The sequence below is a fragment of the Vibrio sp. SCSIO 43009 genome (genome assembly GCF_023716525.1).
Classification (GTDB): Bacteria; Pseudomonadota; Gammaproteobacteria; order Enterobacterales; family Vibrionaceae; genus Vibrio; species Vibrio alginolyticus.
This window is the reverse complement of record NZ_CP071842.1, coordinates 646,810-663,233: the sequence shown is the minus strand read 5'-3', so window position 1 is coordinate 663,233 and position 16,424 is coordinate 646,810. Positions and strand designations below refer to the sequence as shown.

Below are 16,424 nucleotides of genomic sequence, written 5' to 3'. Positions count from 1 at the left end.
ATGCATTTTGAAACACGTTAGACTAGGTAGTTGTCACTTTTTCCGTTTAATTTAGCAATCAAGTACCTCATGCATTCGATTTTTGTCCGACTTCCACTCTTGCACAAAGTATTGATCGGTTTTTTTAGTGCGCTGATTATCTTCGCGCTCTTCTTTTTACCTGATCCGCAAGACCTAGACCCGCAGCAGAGCCGATTAAAAGTTGGTCAACATTATCCTGTGCCAGTTTCCCTCGAACTCAGTGCACTAAATAGTTCATCGCCTGCGGTTCCCGCCGTGCTGCGCTGGGAGACATACAAGGTAAAAAATGGCGAGAGTGCTGCCATCTTATTTAGTCGCGTAGGGCTTTCTGCTCGTCTATTACATGAACTGGTGTCATCAGACAAAGAAGTAGAAAAACAGTTAACTCGGCTTCGACCTGGTGACCGATTGCAATTTGGCTTTGACGAAAATAACGACTTGGTGCAGCTAAGAAGGACACTAAGCGCGTTCGAGACTTTTCGTATCACATTAAAAGACGGCAAGTACGTTTCTGAAGTTGATAAGAAAGAAGTCGACTTCCAGTACAACTACGCAGAAGCCACCATCAAATCAAACTTTTGGAATGCAGGAATATCTTCTGGATTAAATGGTAACCAAATCATGGAACTGGCTGGCATATTTGGTTGGGACATCGACTTTGCTTTAGATATTCGTAAAAACGATAGCTTCCGAGTACTTTACCAAGAGGAAGTGGTAGAAGGAGAAGTAATCGGCCGTGGAAAAATCATTGCTGCGATCTTTAAAAACCAAGGCGATACCTTTACCGCAATATTGGATCAGAAAAGTGGCAAGTATTACGACGAAAATGGGCGTGCAATGAAAAAAGCATTCTTACGCGCGCCGTTGGATTTCCGTCGAGTTTCGTCTAACTTCAACCCACGCCGCTTACATCCAGTGACGGGACGCGTTCGTCCTCATAGAGGCACGGACTATGCAGCACCAGTGGGCACCCCGATTTGGGCGGCTGGTGATGGTGTCGTTCAAAAATCGTCTTACAACAAATTTAATGGTAACTACGTTTTCATTAAACATAGTAATACTTACATTACCAAGTACCTGCACTTAACCAAACGTACTGTACGAGCTGGTCAACGCGTTAAGCAAGGCCAAACCATCGGTACGCTTGGCGGAACTGGCCGTGTAACTGGCCCTCACCTGCACTATGAGTTCCTTGTGAATGGTGTCCATAAAAACCCGCGCACGGTGAATTTGCCACAATCTAAATCCCTGACAGGAAAAGCGAGACAAACTTTCATGGCAAACGCGAAAGTTAGCATGGACAAGCTTGAACGCTACAGCAAACTGTTAGCAATGAAGTAAGGCAAGGTATTGAAAAGGGCAGCTTCGCTGCCCTTTTTGTTTTGTCGATATCATCACGATAAAGCTTACTGTTCGGAGTGATGCTCTCTCCCGAGCATAAGCAAACACGGTGTCAGAACTAACGTTAGCAAAGTCGCAAACGCCAAACCACCCGCGACAGCGGTCGCAAGCTGAGACCACCATTGAGTGCTTGGTGCGCCAAACTCCACTTTCTGATTAACTAAGTCGATGTTCATTTCTAACACCATTGGCAATAAGCCTAATATGGTGGTCACCGTCGTAAGTAAAACGGGTCTTAAACGCTGCACACCCGTACGCAAAATAGCCTCAGATTTTTCTAAGCCACGTTTACGCATCTGATTATAAGTATCGATTAAAACAATATTGTTGTTTACCACGATACCAGCCAACGCAATCACTCCAATTCCCGACATAATGATGCCAAATGGCTTTTGGAAAATAAGTAACCCAGCGAAGACACCAACGGTAGAAAACAGCACTGCACTAAGGATTAAGAAAGCTTGATAAAAGCTATTAAACTGCGTAATTAAAATCAAAGCCATCACACCAAGCGCGACAATAAAAGCATTTTGCAAGAATGCTGATGAGTTTTCCTGCTCTTCATTTTGACCCCGAATCTTATATTCAATGCCTTCTGGTAAGTCGAGCTGTTCCATTCCAGCGGCAATCTTAGGTAACTCAAGCGCCAAATTGTAACCTTCCACCATATCCGCTTTAATATTGATAACTCGATGACCGTCGACCCGACGAATAGTGTCTTGCTTATGATCTGGTTTGATTTGAGCAAAATTCGTAATCGGTACCAGACCAGCTGCCGTTTTCACTCTCAGTTGATCAAATCGACCTATGTCGCGCTTATCTTGCGGATAGCGCACCAAAATATCGACTTCTTCATCCGCATCATCGGGCAAATAATCGCCTATTTTCAAGCCGTTCGTAACAAACTGGACGGTATTCCCGACTAAAGTAGCATCCGCTGCAAAGCGAGAGGCGTCATCTCGCTGGATATCAATTTGCCAATCAATCCCTTCCTTATTAGTGGTATCACTCAAGTTGGTCAGTGCAGGATTACCATCAGCCCAATGTCGTACTTTTTTGGCTGCTTCATCTAACACACTAACACTCAAATTTCGTGATGACACTTCAATCACGAGATCATGCTCGACAGGCGGTCCTGCGTCCGGGAATTTATACTCAAGTTCAACACCATAAAAGCGGTCTGTCGTCTCTTTTAGTTCCTCAATAATGGTTTTCACTTTGCGTCGATACTGCCAATCCACAGGCGTTATTTGAATCTGGCCAATCTCGTCCCCATTATCGCTCGATCCTGTGCGCGTGTAGACACTTTCAAACTCGTCATGACCGAGCATCACCTTCTCGATTTCGCGCATAACAACATCTTTTTCGTAAATAGACAGGTCACCATAAGAACGAACTTTAACGGTAAAAAAGGCAGGGTCCACCTCAGGGAAAAACTCTGCACCCAAGCCAGCTTTGTTGTAAGTGAAGCCGACACCTGCCGCTAGCAGTATCGCGCTGAGTAAGACCTTCCATGGATGACGAATCGCTACCGACAGAGTCTGGTAATAAAGCTTGGTAATGCCAGTCGCTTTTTCAAAGTTGCCGTTATGCAGCTCCACCATTTCTCGCTGAGCTTTCTGATTGACTACTTGAGGCTTGCCAATGATCCCACCGATGACAGGAACGAACAATAAAGCCATCATCAGCGAAGCGGCCAAGGTAGCAATTAAAGTAAGTGGTAAGTACTTCATGAACTCACCAGTGATGTCTGGCCAGAAAAGTAACGGAGCAAACGCAGCCAATGTGGTTGCTGTGGATGCGGTAATAGGCCAGGCCATTCGCTTTGCTGCATCTCGATAGGCTTCTTTACGTGGCGTTCCTTCTTGCATGCGCCGATCTGCAAACTCTGTCACCACAATGGCACCATCCACCAACATGCCTACCGCCATAATTAAAGCAAACAGTACGACGATATTGACCGTCAGCCCAAATACCGATAACACCAACAACCCAGTCAAGAACGATCCTGGAATAGAAATCCCCACGAGAAGCGCGGTCCTAACCCCCAATATGGCAATAATGACGATAACTACGAGGATAATTGCGGATAAGATATTGTTTTGTAGATCACTGAGCATCAATTTGACATCGTCGGATTGATCCCAAGTGTATTTAACTTGCAAATTGTCGGGCCACTCGGCGCGCTTCTGTCCCTGATCCAGTACTTCTTTTACCAGCTCAACCGTTTCAATGATGTTTTCCCCTGCCCGTTTTTTTACGTCCAAAACGATGGCAGATTCGCCATCTAAACGAGCAAAACTTTCAGGATCGCGAAATGCACGTCGTACTGTCGCCACATCGCCAAAAGTGATCACCTCTTTGCCATTCACCTTGATCGGTAGTTCAAGCACATCTTTCAGTGAATCAAAAACCGATGGGACTTTTACCGAAAAGCGTCCATACCCAGTATCGACAAACCCCGCTGCCACAACTCGGTTATTCAAGGCGATTAAATTATAGATATCCGCTTGATCGAGACCGTAGCTTTCCATCAATAGCGGATCGACAACTATCTCCACGATGTCTTCGCGATCTCCTGCGATTTCAACCTCAAGAATCTGACGGAAACTTTCCAAACGATCACGTAACGTTCTGGCAATCTGAACAATGGTTCGCTCTGGTACGGTGCCATAGAGCACAACGGTCAAAACAGGCTCTTCAGATGCAAACGTGACTTCGTTTACCGTCGGCTCATCACTGTCCTCTGGTAACTTTGGCTTCGCAAGATCAACCGCATCACGCACATCTGCCATCGCTTTATCAAGATCCACTCCGACACTAAATTCCAGCGTCACCGAAGCATGACCTTCTGATGCCACAGAGGTCATCTCTTTTACGCCTTCAATTGAACGCAGCTCTTGCTCTATTGGCCGAACTAATAAACGTTCGGCATCGACAGGAGAAATGCCTTGATGTCCAACAGAAACATAAATGATCGGAATGGTAATATCAGGGCTCGATTCCTTGGGGATTGTGACGTAAGTAATGACACCAGCAATTAATATCATCACCAACAATGTCAGCATAGTGCGAGCGCGAGATAACGCAGCATCAATCAGAGTGTACATAGGTGCTCCTTACTGCTCATTAGCCGCTTCAATAACTACGTCATCAACTTTATTGGCCAGTACTTGATCACCATCTCGCACAAAACCTTGTCCCAGCACGATAATGTCTGCACGCTCTCCTAACCCAGAGAGCCACACACCATCATCCTCGGCCTTAACGAGTTGAATTGGAACAAACTCAACATACTCATTACGCAGTGTCTTGACACCTAAGTTACCTTCTTCATCTAGTGCTAACATGGCAGCCGTAATCTTTACTGCCAACACTTCACTCAAAGGCAGCTGTACTTCTGCGCTCATACCGGCAGGAATTCTTGCGTCTTGATTATCAATTTCGATTTCAATTGGAAATGTATTAGTAGAAGCAGAAGAAACACGTCCAATGTAGCGCACACGACCTTGATGATGCTGTTGGTTAATGGTTCTTACGTCGGCTTCTAGGCCTTCCTTAAGGTATTGTATATGCCGTTCACTGACATCGGCTTCAATCACTAAAGTATCCAAATCAATGACCGTCGCAATAGGATCGCCAATCCCGACAAAATCACCTAACTCAACAAAGTGGTGATCTACGATGCCATCAAATGGCGCTTTAACTTCAGTATTTCTTAAAGCCGTTTGCACGTTACTCAAATTCGCACGTGCATCTACCAACGCTGCTTGCGCTGTCGCAAATGCAACCTCACCTTGCAGTCCTCGACTTTTTAGCGATTTAGCTGCATTAAACTCTTTTTCTTTAACCAACAGCATCGCCTGGGCTCGTTTAAGTTGAATGCCAAGGTCGCGCTTATCGATGTTTGCGATCACTTGTCCCTGTTTGACCGCTTGGCCTTTCTTTATGTTAAGACTGACTATTTTACCGGCAACTTCAGCGCCAAGACGCGCTTGACGATTGGGCGCTGTTCGTCCATACAATTCAATGGTTTTACTAGTAGGTTCGGCAAGAAAAGTATCAAACATCACCTTTGCAAGTGGTGTCGTGTTCGTGGATGTTGAAGAGTTAGGATGATCATCTTGTGCTTTGAGTTGGCCGATGGTTAGCCATGCAACAAGAAGTAAGACGAGGATAAGAGATACTAGCCAAGGGCGCTCGACAATTCGGCGTCCAAAAGAAAGTCCAGACATATAAAGTCCTTTTTATTATTTCTCTGCATATCTGCGAGCGTGCGCTTTACGTGACATCCTTCTACATAAAGCACAGGCAGCCATTAGCTGCCTGTTAGGTGTTAATTACACACTGAACGATGCACCACAACCACATGTTGTCGTTGCATTTGGATTATTTACGAAGAAGCGCGCTCCTTCCAACCCTTCTGTGTAGTCAACAATACCGCCAACGAGATATTGCAGACTCATAGGGTCTACAACCAGTGTTACACCACTGTTTACGATTGTCGTATCGCCTTCGTTTACATTTTCATCAAAAGTAAAGCCGTATTGGAAGCCGCTGCAGCCGCCGCCAGTAATGTATACGCGCAGTTTCAATGCTGGGTTTTCTTCTTCAGCAATCAATGCTTTAACGCGAGATGCTGCTGCGTCAGAAAAAGATAATGGTACGTTTACTTCGCTCACGAAGACCTCTCTCACTCGTGTAATGCGTCAAGCCTGAAGCAAGACGTCAAATTTGTGCTAATTGAGACGATTATCCAATACCTGACAAACTCGTTCAAGTATTCGCCGCCGATTCTTTATAACAGATGCGGATATATAAGATTACACTGCGAAACAACACATAAATTAAGCAAAACGTTTCTAACTTGATTATAGCTAGGTACAATGCGCTCCACTTGGTCCGAGCAATCAAAAGAGGATAACCCCATGACCAAATCATCAGAGCTGTATCAAAAAGCTCAGCAAACCATCCCTGGCGGTGTCAATTCACCAGTTCGTGCATTCAACGGCGTTGGCGGCTCTCCGCTATTTATCGAACGAGCAGACGGTCCACTGATTTTTGATGCCGATGGTAAAGCGTATATTGATTACGTTGGCTCTTGGGGTCCAATGATTCTTGGCCACAACCACGCGGTTATCCGCGAGGCAGTAATTGATGCAGCGCAACGCGGTCTTAGCTTCGGTGCGCCAACAGAACTTGAAATCGCGATGGCAGAATTAGTTTCTGAGCTTGTTCCATCAATGGAGCAAATCCGCATGGTAAGTTCTGGTACTGAAGCTACGATGAGCGCGATTCGCCTTGCACGTGGCTTCACCGGTCGCGACAAGATCATGAAATTTGAAGGTTGTTACCACGGCCATGCTGACAGCTTGCTAGTAAAAGCAGGTTCTGGTGCACTAACACTAGGTCAACCAAGCTCTCCTGGCGTTCCTGCAGATTTTGCTAAGCACACGCTAACAGCAACATTCAACGACCTAGATTCTGTACGCGAGCTATTTGCTGCTAACAAAGGCGAAATTGCTTGTATCATCGTTGAGCCAGTAGCTGGCAACATGAACTGTATTCCACCAGTGGAAGGCTTCCACGAAGGGCTACGTGAAATCTGTGATCAAGAGGGCGCGCTACTAATTTTTGATGAAGTAATGACAGGCTTCCGTGTTGCTCTAGGCGGCGCGCAAGCACACTACAACATCAAACCCGACCTAACGACACTGGGTAAAGTGATTGGTGGCGGTATGCCAGTAGGTGCTTTCGGTGGCCGTAAAGAAGTGATGCAATACGTTGCACCTACAGGCCCAGTTTACCAAGCTGGTACCCTTTCCGGTAACCCTGTCGCAATGGCAGCAGGCTACGCATGTTTGAACCTTCTAAAAGAAGAAGGCAACGAAAAGCGCCTAGCTTCTAAAACGAAACAACTTGCTGAAGGTTTTAAGTCTCTAGCAGAAAAACACGGTATTCCGCTAGTTGTTAACCAAGTGGGCGGTATGTTCGGCTTCTTCTTCACTGACCAAGAAAAAGTAACTTGCTACGAAGACGTAACGAAGTGCGATGTAGAACGCTTCAAGCGTTTCTTCCACTTAATGCTAAAACACGGTGTCTACCTTGCGCCATCTGCGTTTGAAGCGAGCTTTACTTCACTCGCTCATGGTTCAAAAGAGATTGATGCCACACTAGAAGCGGCTGACCGCTGTTTTGCTGTTCTTGCAGAAGAAGCGAAATAATCGCTAAAAACGGCGATAACGCATTTAGAAAAGGACCGTAACGGTCCTTTTTTATTGCCAATTCAAAATAACCAATATCGCTAATACCCCAACGACAATGCCAAACCACGGTATTCGCTTAGCTTTTTTCTCGGTTTGACACTTTTTATCACCGTTGCAACAACCCATAGCTCATCTCTTGATTGATAACCGACTGATTTGTAGTCATTATAGCAAGGTACATCGCCCTGCTCTAATTCGGCATTGTCATAAGCTTGAAAGAGTTAAGAGTGCAAAGTAATAAAGGTTACACGCCATCATTGAAGGCATAAACCGTAAACGTCACCTGTAAGTTGGACTAATACCATGCCAAATAATGTAAAAATAACGTCGAGTCACCGAGTACTAATGGTTGCTTTACTCGCCGCTGCTTTTGCTTGCTACTTATTGGTTGAGCCATATATCAATTCCATTGTGATGGCTTTTATCATTTCTTTGCTCATGTTTCCGATACACGAATGGTTTGAGCAGAAAATTCCCAAGCACCCCAATATGGCGGCACTGCTGTCATGTGTCGTCTTGACGTTTATTATTGTTATCCCGCTTTTATTTGTGTTTGCCGCCATTGTTCAGCAAGGCTCTGTTTTCTCACAAAATACATATAATTGGGTTACCAATGGTGGTATCCAAGATATATTCCAACATCCTTTCGTTATCAAAGGCTTAGCGATTGTTAATGAGTACTTACCTTTTGATAAAATCGAGCCCAAAGCCATCGCTGAGAAAATTGGGCAATTTGCCACATCGTTTGGCTCTAACTTAGTTGCTATTAGCGCAAAGATTTTAGGAGACGCAACCAACTTCCTAATGAACTTCTTCCTAATGCTGTTTGTGTTGTTTTTTCTGCTTCGTGACCACGACAAAATTATCTCTGCGATTCGTCATATTCTGCCACTTTCACGTAGCCAAGAAGACCGAATATTGACAGAGATAGAGCAAGTTTCTAAATCAGCCGTAATGGGCTCATTCATGACGGCGATTGCTCAAGGTTTGGCTGGCGGCATCGGTATGTGGCTCGCCGGCTTCCCTGGGCTATTTTGGGGAACGATGATGGGCTTTGCATCATTCATTCCAGTGGTAGGAACCGCGCTAATCTGGATTCCTGCAGCAGCGTACTTGTTCTTAACAGGCGATATGACTTGGGCTATCTTTTTGACGGTGTGGAGTGTAGTTGTCGTTGGCTCTATAGATAACCTATTGCGCCCGTTGCTAATGCAAGGCAGCGCCGGCATGAATACCCTTATGATTTTCTTCTCATTACTGGGTGGTCTGCATCTGTTTGGTTTGATTGGTCTTATCTACGGCCCACTTATTTTTGCCGTGACCATGGTACTGTTTAATATCTACGAGGAAGAATTCAAAGACTTCCTTAACCAACAAGACAACAGCTAGTCACCGCTTAATCACTTCAAGCTTGGGGCAGATTGTGCGAAAATCTGCCCCAAATTATTTCTGATGAACCAAATTTATGTCTGCTTATATCGCTCCTAGCCAAATAGCTCAGCGCCAACTTGAATACTTCAACGGAAAACACGTTTTAGTCGCTGGTGAAGTTGAAGACCTATTTCCTCTTGAGTTAGTAGCTCATTGTGAGTCTGTTGAAGTGTTTACTTCCAACTATAGCTACTACCGCCAAATTCAAACCTCTGACAAAGTGAAAAGTCATTTTGGCTCTGTGTTTGATGTTGAAACAAAAGCAGACATGGTCCTTTTATACTGGCCAAAAGCAAAAGCCGAAGCAGAATACTTGCTGGCGATGTTGATGGCGAAACTGGGCATTAACACCGAAATCGTCATCGTTGGTGAAAACCGCTCCGGCATCAAGAGCATCGAGAAGATGTTCCAAGAATACGGCCCTGTGAACAAGTACGACTCTGCTCGTCGCTGCTCATTTTACTGGGGTAATTGCCTCAATGAACCAAAACCTTTCAACCAAGCAGATTGGTTTAAGTCTTACACTGTTACACTCGGTGAGCAGTCGCTAGCGGTTAAGAGCCTACCTGGCGTATTCAGCCATGGCGAGTTCGACTTAGGTAGCCGATTGCTGCTTGAAACCTTACCTAAGCTGTCGGGCAAAGTGCTCGACTTTGGTTGTGGTGCAGGTGTGCTCGGTGCGTTTATGGCGAAAGCGAATCCAGAGATCGCGATTGAGATGTGTGACATTAATGCTTATGCGATCACTTCTAGCCAAGCCACATTAGAAGCGAATGGTTTATCCGGACGCGTATTTGCATCAGATATATACTCGGATACCGCAAAAGACTACCGCTTTATCGTCAGCAACCCGCCATTCCACAGTGGTTTAGACACAAATTACAACGCAGCGGAAACCTTGTTGGGCCAGGCACCACAATATCTAATCAAAGACGGTGAAATGGTGATTGTCGCGAATAGCTTCTTAAAATACCCACCAATTATCGAGCGGGCGTTTAATAATTGCGAGACGCTAAATAAGACCAATAAATTTTCTATCTACTACGCGAAAAAATCATAACTTCCCCCGCGCAGGCACAAACCTGCGCGATTTTTTCTCATAAATTCAACACTCATAAGAAAAACTGCGTCACCCTGCACGCTTTACAACTAACTTTCTTGTCAAAGAAAAAAAACTCGTTAATTTTGTTAATTCTATCTAGTTGAACATCTTATCCGTTTTTAACGAGAACCTCGGCAGCGAAGTATGTTTTAGAACTGCCCATTATGAGTTGTAATCTTATCCATGTTTAAATTCTACAAAAAACAGAAATTTAAGCGCCTTCAGAGTACACTGATGACCGCATTTCTGGTGCTCAGTATCACACCTCTTACCATTACTGCGATCTTTTTCTTGCAGTCCCACAGTAAAGATCTGCAAGAACAAAGCACCTCGCACTTACTGTCTGTTCGAGATACAAAACAGCAGCAAATCATCGACTACTTTGAGGCACGAGAAACCGAAGTCATGGGCTTTGTGCGCTCAGAGTTGGCTTACGCCAGTGGTGGCCGATTCTACGGTCTCGTCAATGCTTTTAGTCGTTTAGGCAATGATATTGAAGAGTCTCGTAAAAACGCCCAACAGCGCTACATCGAGGGCAGCGGAGACCAAATCAAAACCTCAACGTTACCCGAGTCATCCAACTATGTAGGAAGTGAACGTTACCGGCTTTTGCATAAACGCTATCATTGGGCCTACTTGGAGCTCCTCAAGCGCTCTGATTTTAATGACATTTTGCTGGTCGACATCAATGGTAACGTCACCTACTCGATCAACAAAGACGATAACTACGGAACGAACTTGTTATCAGGCCCCTACAAAGACTCGGCACTTGGCAAAACTTTCAAGCGTCTCGCCGATGATGTGACTGAACGTCGAAAAGTAAACGAAGACTACACTCCTGTGATTGTGTCTGACTTCGAGCTGGAAGGGGGTAAATCAGTCGCTTGGCTAGGTGCACCAATTGTTCAGCAAGGTTATCTACACAGCTATGCCATGTTCCGCTTGCCAAATAATGGCATCACTAAGTTAGCCGCAGACGCTAATCGAGAGTCATCCATTAACACCCTGCTGGTTGGAAATGATCACCAACCTCGCACAATTAACACGAAACAAGACGACATTAAGAACAGTTTAGAAGTGATCGATAAAGCACTCTCTGGTGCGTTTGGTGTCGGCACTTACACGAACGGCTTAGGTGAAGAAATCATCGCGGCTTATGCACCGATTGAAACTCGTGGTGTGATTTGGGCGCTCGTCGTACAGTTACCAGAAAACGAAGCTTTCGCTCGTATCCATCAACTCGAAAAACTATTCGTTATCGCTATGTTGATCGCCATTATCCTTGTGGTGATAGCTTCTCACTATTTATCAAACTTTATCACTTCTCCGTTGCTGAAATTGACTTGGGTTGCCGAAAAGGTCTCTGCAGGGGATCTTGATGACACGTCTTTTAATACGGTTCGTAAAGATGAAATTGGTCGGCTTGCGTTAAGCTTTGAACGAATGCAACGCTCTATTCGAGAGAAGATTCAAACCATTAAGAAGCAAAATGAAGAACTAGAAAGCAGCATACAGATCATTCAAAAACAGAATGAAGAACTGCAATTGGCCGATAAATTAAAAGATGAATTCTTAGCCACGACTTCTCATGAACTTCGTACACCGTTACACGGCATGGTCGGGATTGCTGAAACCTTAGCGTCCGGCGCCAATGGTGCGATCCCCGCTAGCCAGAAATATCAGCTTGATATCATCATTAAAAGTGGTCAGCGTCTCGCTAATCTAGTCGATGACTTGTTGGATTATCATAAAATGCGTTATGGAAGCATGGATATCCAGAAATCAGCAGTGAGTTTGGGCAGTGCAACACGATTGGTTTTAGAGCTTTCTAGCCATTTACTCGGAAGTAAAACCATCCGCATCATCAACCAAGTCCCAGCGGATTTAAAAGCAGTGTCAGCTGACCCGCAACGCCTTGAACAAGTGCTATATAACCTGATTGGCAATGCGATTAAATACACCTCAGAAGGTAAAATTGTTATCTCCGCTAATGTGGTAGATGATCATGTACGCGTACAAGTCGTGGATACTGGACAAGGAATTCCCGCAGAACAACTTGAACATATTTTTGAACCACTTATCCAAGCAGGGCAAGACGCGAGCCGTTATCGTCAAGGTGCAGGGCTTGGGCTCTCCATTAGCCGTCAATTGATCGAATTAATGGGAGGCTCGTTATACGTCAGTAGCCAACCAATGGTCGGAACTACCTTCAGTTTCACTTTACCGCTCGCCAGTGAAGAAGAAATCCAAGCAACCCAGACTCTAGCTGCGTACGGACACTTCCAAATCCCTGAAGTTAATGTAGAGAACAGTGAAGACTTATCACTTCCAGAGAACCCAGACGGCCCGTTACTGTATGTTGCTGACGATGAACCAGTAAACTTACGCGTGCTTGAAAGCTTTTTACGTTTAGAGGGCTATCGTGTGCGTACCGTCTCCGATGGGCCAGAAACGTTAGCGCTCGTCGAGCAAGAGAAGCCGGAACTTCTGTTATTGGATATCATGATGCCAGGCATGAGCGGCTACCAAGTTTGTAGTGAACTACGTGAAACCTATGATCATGCCGAGTTGCCAATCATTATGCTCACCGCACTCAGTCAAACAGAAGATCGTGTAAGAGGTTTTGAAGCAGGAGCCAACGACTATTTATCGAAACCATTTAATAAACAAGAGTTGGCGGCACGTATCCAAGCGCATTTAACGGCAAGTAAAGCAGAAATGCGCCATATGGAAAACAAAGTGCTAGAGTCTGAACTTAGACAGCGAGCAGTCGTTGAAGCAAGCTTACTTGAGACTCAAGGTCGTTTGTTGGAACAGCTAGAATCGGCTCCTGAAGCTATCATCTGTCTACGTGAAGACAAGCGTATTCGCTTTGCTAACGAAGCTGCTTGTAAGCTATTCAAGCGCAGCTTAGAACAGCTAAAGCGCTCATCTGCTGATGAGCTGATTGCCCCTAAATATCTAACCGTCAAACAACCTCATTACTGTGGCAAGATTGATATCTATATTGAAGATATTCGTCAGAACATCGAAGCAGACATTCTTAAGCTCCCTGAAGGTTCAGGGTTAGATATCATGTACATCTTTAATGTCGGCGGTGGAGCCAGTGCCGCTCGCATACATAATCTAGAAACCGCCGTAGAAGTGCTTTCAAGTTATGCATTTGATGGTGACAAAGACCAATTGCAAAAGCTAAAAGAGCTTGGCGGAGAATTTACGCGCCTTGCAGACAAAGCACTCGGTAATAAAAAGGACAAGCAAGAACTTATGCGGGAAGTTCTAGTCGACGCAATGACACATGCTTTAGAGTATTGGGAATCTGTAACGGGTGAAAGTAAATTCGCATTTGCAGAGCAAAGTGGCTTGTGGCGCGTTTATCTAGACCGAAGTACTTTACAAACACGCACCTTAGATAAATACATGCGTATAGAAACATTACCCAAAACACCACGTTGGAGAACGGTGCTAAGCTCGATAGAGTTCATTCTCGAACACTGCAAAGAACAGAGCCCCGAGAGAGCATACATAGAAGCACAACGAGATAAACTACAGCGACTATTGACCAGCTAATATTTATCAAAAAAACTAGCCCAGCGTGCATGCTGGGCTTTTTTGTTATTCGAGTATTCCCTTCCTAGAGATAAAAGAGACCGCCTCTTCCTACCCCATTACCATATTTCCAATAACGAACATTCGGTTAGACAACGCTATCTATTGTTGGTCTTCAAAACGTACGACCTTATCCATTTAACTTGTCTTAACTAGGTAAGTTCGAGCAACCGAAAAAACTTCATTCATATAATAAAAAAAGGACAACAAACGGAAGAAAACTGTCGATAAAAAAGGCCATTTTTCAGATAACAAGCGGATTTTGACGAACTATTGATAGAGATTGCGAACTTAATCACAACAGAACGGCAGATTAATTTTTAGCTGATTAATTAACACCATTTCTGCATGTGAGCGAGATCTCCGAACCTAGAAAACAAGCAGGAAACGTATATTTAAAAAGGACCAGCAGGTTAGTAATCACCAACACTTATTATTAACAAGGATATAAACTGCGACGCATATCAACGTTTATTTTTTGGCCCAATGCTGGTTAAAATTAGCCAAAATAACGTTTATAACGGAGAGCTCAGAGATTTTAACGTTTTTAACGGGAATCAAGTTTGATTATTTTATGGATAAGGTGTTTTCTTACTCCTACCTAAGGCCTACAGGCCACTCTTGGCGAAACTCAATGTTGTAATGAGTAAGGCATGTACAAGAGGTAGGTCTTAGAGAGTGTTTATCAATTGATGACATTCAATTCCATTTAGTGAAATGAAAGCAAATAGTAAGGAACAGCTATGCTTGCCAATATTAAAAAAACAGCACTAGCAACAGCAATTATTGCAACGGCTACTACAGGTTTTGCATCGGTAGCTACTGCGGCTGAACGCAGTGAACTGACTATCCACCCTAAAGAGTTTACAACTTTCGTTCGTAACTTTAACCCTTTCTTGGGTGCAACTAACCTGCACACAACAACCGACTTTATTTACGAGCCGCTCGTTGTTTTTAACGAAATGCACGGTAACACGCCTGTATTTCGTCTAGCAGAAAACTTTACCATGGCTGATGACCTGATGAGCGTAACCTTCGATATCCGTAAGGGCGTAAAATGGTCTGATGGCAAAGCGTTTACCGCTGATGATGTTGTTTATTCTTTCAACCTAGTTAAAGAGAAGCCAGAGCTAGACCAATCTGGTATCAACTCTTGGGTGACTGGCGTAGAAAAAGTTAACGACTACCAAGTTAAATTCCGTCTAAGCGAAGCAAACTCAAACGTTCCTTACGAAATTGCGAAAGTACCAGTCGTACCTAAGCACGTATGGAGCAAAGTAAAAGATCCAGCAACATTCACAAACGAAAATCCAGTAGGCAGTGGTCCATTTACTGAAATCGACACTTTCACACCGCAGCTATATATCCAGTGTGAGAACCCGAATTATTGGGATGCTGACAACCTAGATGTAGATTGTCTGCGTGTGCCACAAATCGCGAACAACGACCAATTCTTGGGCAAAATCGTTAACGGCGAAATGGACTGGACGTCTTCATTCGTACCAGACATCGACCGTACGTACGCTGCAGCAAGTCCGAATCACCACTACTGGTACCCACCAGCGGGTACTCAAGCATTTGTAGTGAACTTCAAAAACCCAGACGCTGCGAAAAACGAAGCACTAACTAACGTTGACTTCCGTCGTGCGTTCTCTATGGCGCTAGACCGTCAAACTATCATTGATATCGCTTTCTACGGCGGCGGTACAGTGAACGACTTCGCATCTGGCCTTGGCTACGCATTCGAAGCTTGGTCTGATGAAGAGACGCACAACAAGTACAAAGGCTACAACACATACAACGCGGAAGGTGCGAAAAAGCTTCTAGCTAAAGCTGGCTTCAAAGATGTAAACAAAGATGGCTTTGTGGATACACCATCTGGCAAGTCTTTCGAGCTTCTAATTCAATCACCAAACGGTTGGACTGACTTCAACAACACGGTACAACTAGCCGTTGAGCAACTAGCAGAAGTGGGCATTAAAGCTCGTGCTCGTACACCGGACTTCTCGGTATACAACCAAGCTATGCTAGAAGGTACTTACGACGTTGCTTACACCAACTACTTCCACGGTGCAGATCCACACTTGTACTGGGATAGTGGCTACAACTCGAAGCTACAAGCTGGTGACGGCATGCCTCGCTTTGCAATGCACTTCTACAAGAACGATAAGCTAGACGGTCTTCTTAACAGCTTCTACAAGACAGCAGATAAACAAGAACAACTAGAGATCGCTCATGGCATTCAGAAGATCATTGCTCAGGACCAAGTAACTATTCCTGTGCTATCTGGCGCGTACATGTACCAATACAACACAACTCGCTTCACTGGTTGGTGGAACGAAGAAAACCCTAAGGGCCGTCCAAACATTTGGGCAGGTATCCCAGAGCGTCTACTTCACGTACTGGACCTAAAACCAGTTAAATAAGTAGAAGTTCATTTCAAGCGGCATACATCCCGTGTGCCGCCTATAAAAATCCCTTGTTAACGAAACCAATATGTGGCGCTCGTCGTCAGGGGATTTTTCGCTCTAAATTTCGCTAGGAGCGACCTGAAACCAGAAACAGGGAAAAAATCTGGGTGAGTAAGGTGTGAG

9 protein-coding genes are annotated in these 16,424 nt (G+C 44.7%); 6 read left to right on the top strand and 3 right to left on the bottom strand.

All coding sequences use genetic code 11. The features are described from left to right. The first annotated feature begins 69 nt into the window (after positions 1-69). A complete protein-coding gene (shyC, locus tag J4N43_RS03135) occupies positions 70-1,362 on the top strand; it encodes a peptidoglycan DD-endopeptidase ShyC (RefSeq protein WP_033905576.1) in 1,293 nt (430 codons plus the stop codon). A gap of 65 nt (positions 1,363-1,427) precedes the next feature. On the opposite strand, the gene vmeK is transcribed toward shyC, so the two are convergent. The 3 genes from vmeK to erpA form a co-directional block, all read right to left on the bottom strand. Further along, the gene (gene vmeK, locus J4N43_RS03130; protein ID WP_158159761.1) at positions 1,428-4,532 is read right to left on the bottom strand and encodes a multidrug efflux RND transporter permease subunit VmeK; all 3,105 of its coding nucleotides are present in this window, start codon (positions 4,530-4,532) and stop codon (positions 1,428-1,430) included. Between the two features lie 9 nt (positions 4,533-4,541). Continuing rightward, positions 4,542-5,657, bottom strand: a complete 1,116-nt coding sequence (locus J4N43_RS03125; protein WP_054574824.1) for an efflux RND transporter periplasmic adaptor subunit — start codon at positions 5,655-5,657, stop codon at positions 4,542-4,544. 105 nt (positions 5,658-5,762) lie between these two features. Then, complete coding sequence (erpA, locus tag J4N43_RS03120; protein ID WP_005380031.1) at positions 5,763-6,104, bottom strand: iron-sulfur cluster insertion protein ErpA; 342 nt, start codon at positions 6,102-6,104, stop codon at positions 5,763-5,765. Between the two features lie 246 nt (positions 6,105-6,350). Here erpA and hemL point away from each other — a divergent pair, with 246 nt between their 5' ends. From hemL to J4N43_RS03095, 5 genes are all read left to right on the top strand, one after another. Next, a complete protein-coding gene (gene hemL / locus J4N43_RS03115; protein WP_005380032.1) occupies positions 6,351-7,646 on the top strand; it encodes a glutamate-1-semialdehyde 2,1-aminomutase in 1,296 nt (431 codons plus the stop codon). A 345-nt stretch (positions 7,647-7,991) separates the two neighbouring features. Beyond that, entirely contained in the window at positions 7,992-9,077 is a 1,086-nt protein-coding gene (locus J4N43_RS03110; protein WP_005386541.1) for an AI-2E family transporter, read from the top strand. Between the two features lie 76 nt (positions 9,078-9,153). Beyond that, entirely contained in the window at positions 9,154-10,179 is a 1,026-nt protein-coding gene (gene rsmC, locus J4N43_RS03105) for a 16S rRNA (guanine(1207)-N(2))-methyltransferase RsmC (protein ID WP_158159762.1), read from the top strand. Between the two features lie 225 nt (positions 10,180-10,404). Then, the gene (locus tag J4N43_RS03100) at positions 10,405-13,791 is read left to right on the top strand and encodes a hybrid sensor histidine kinase/response regulator (RefSeq protein WP_252094128.1); all 3,387 of its coding nucleotides are present in this window, start codon (positions 10,405-10,407) and stop codon (positions 13,789-13,791) included. A 782-nt stretch (positions 13,792-14,573) separates the two neighbouring features. Then, positions 14,574-16,256, top strand: a complete 1,683-nt coding sequence (locus J4N43_RS03095) for an ABC transporter substrate-binding protein (protein WP_005380037.1) — start codon at positions 14,574-14,576, stop codon at positions 16,254-16,256. Positions 16,257-16,424 lie beyond the last annotated feature (168 nt).

What these genes read in the sequence shown, in the direction of transcription:
- shyC (WP_033905576.1), top strand. Translation starts at nt 70, where the DNA reads ATGCATTCGATTTTTGTCCGACTTCCACTCTTGCACAAAGTATTGATC.
- vmeK (WP_158159761.1), bottom strand. Translation starts at nt 4,532, where the DNA reads ATGTACACTCTGATTGATGCTGCGTTATCTCGCGCTCGCACTATGCTG.
- J4N43_RS03125 (WP_054574824.1), bottom strand. Translation starts at nt 5,657, where the DNA reads ATGTCTGGACTTTCTTTTGGACGCCGAATTGTCGAGCGCCCTTGGCTA.
- hemL (WP_005380032.1), top strand. Translation starts at nt 6,351, where the DNA reads ATGACCAAATCATCAGAGCTGTATCAAAAAGCTCAGCAAACCATCCCT.
- J4N43_RS03110 (WP_005386541.1), top strand. Translation starts at nt 7,992, where the DNA reads ATGCCAAATAATGTAAAAATAACGTCGAGTCACCGAGTACTAATGGTT.
- rsmC (WP_158159762.1), top strand. Translation starts at nt 9,154, where the DNA reads ATGTCTGCTTATATCGCTCCTAGCCAAATAGCTCAGCGCCAACTTGAA.
- J4N43_RS03100 (WP_252094128.1), top strand. Translation starts at nt 10,405, where the DNA reads ATGTTTAAATTCTACAAAAAACAGAAATTTAAGCGCCTTCAGAGTACA.
- J4N43_RS03095 (WP_005380037.1), top strand. Translation starts at nt 14,574, where the DNA reads ATGCTTGCCAATATTAAAAAAACAGCACTAGCAACAGCAATTATTGCA.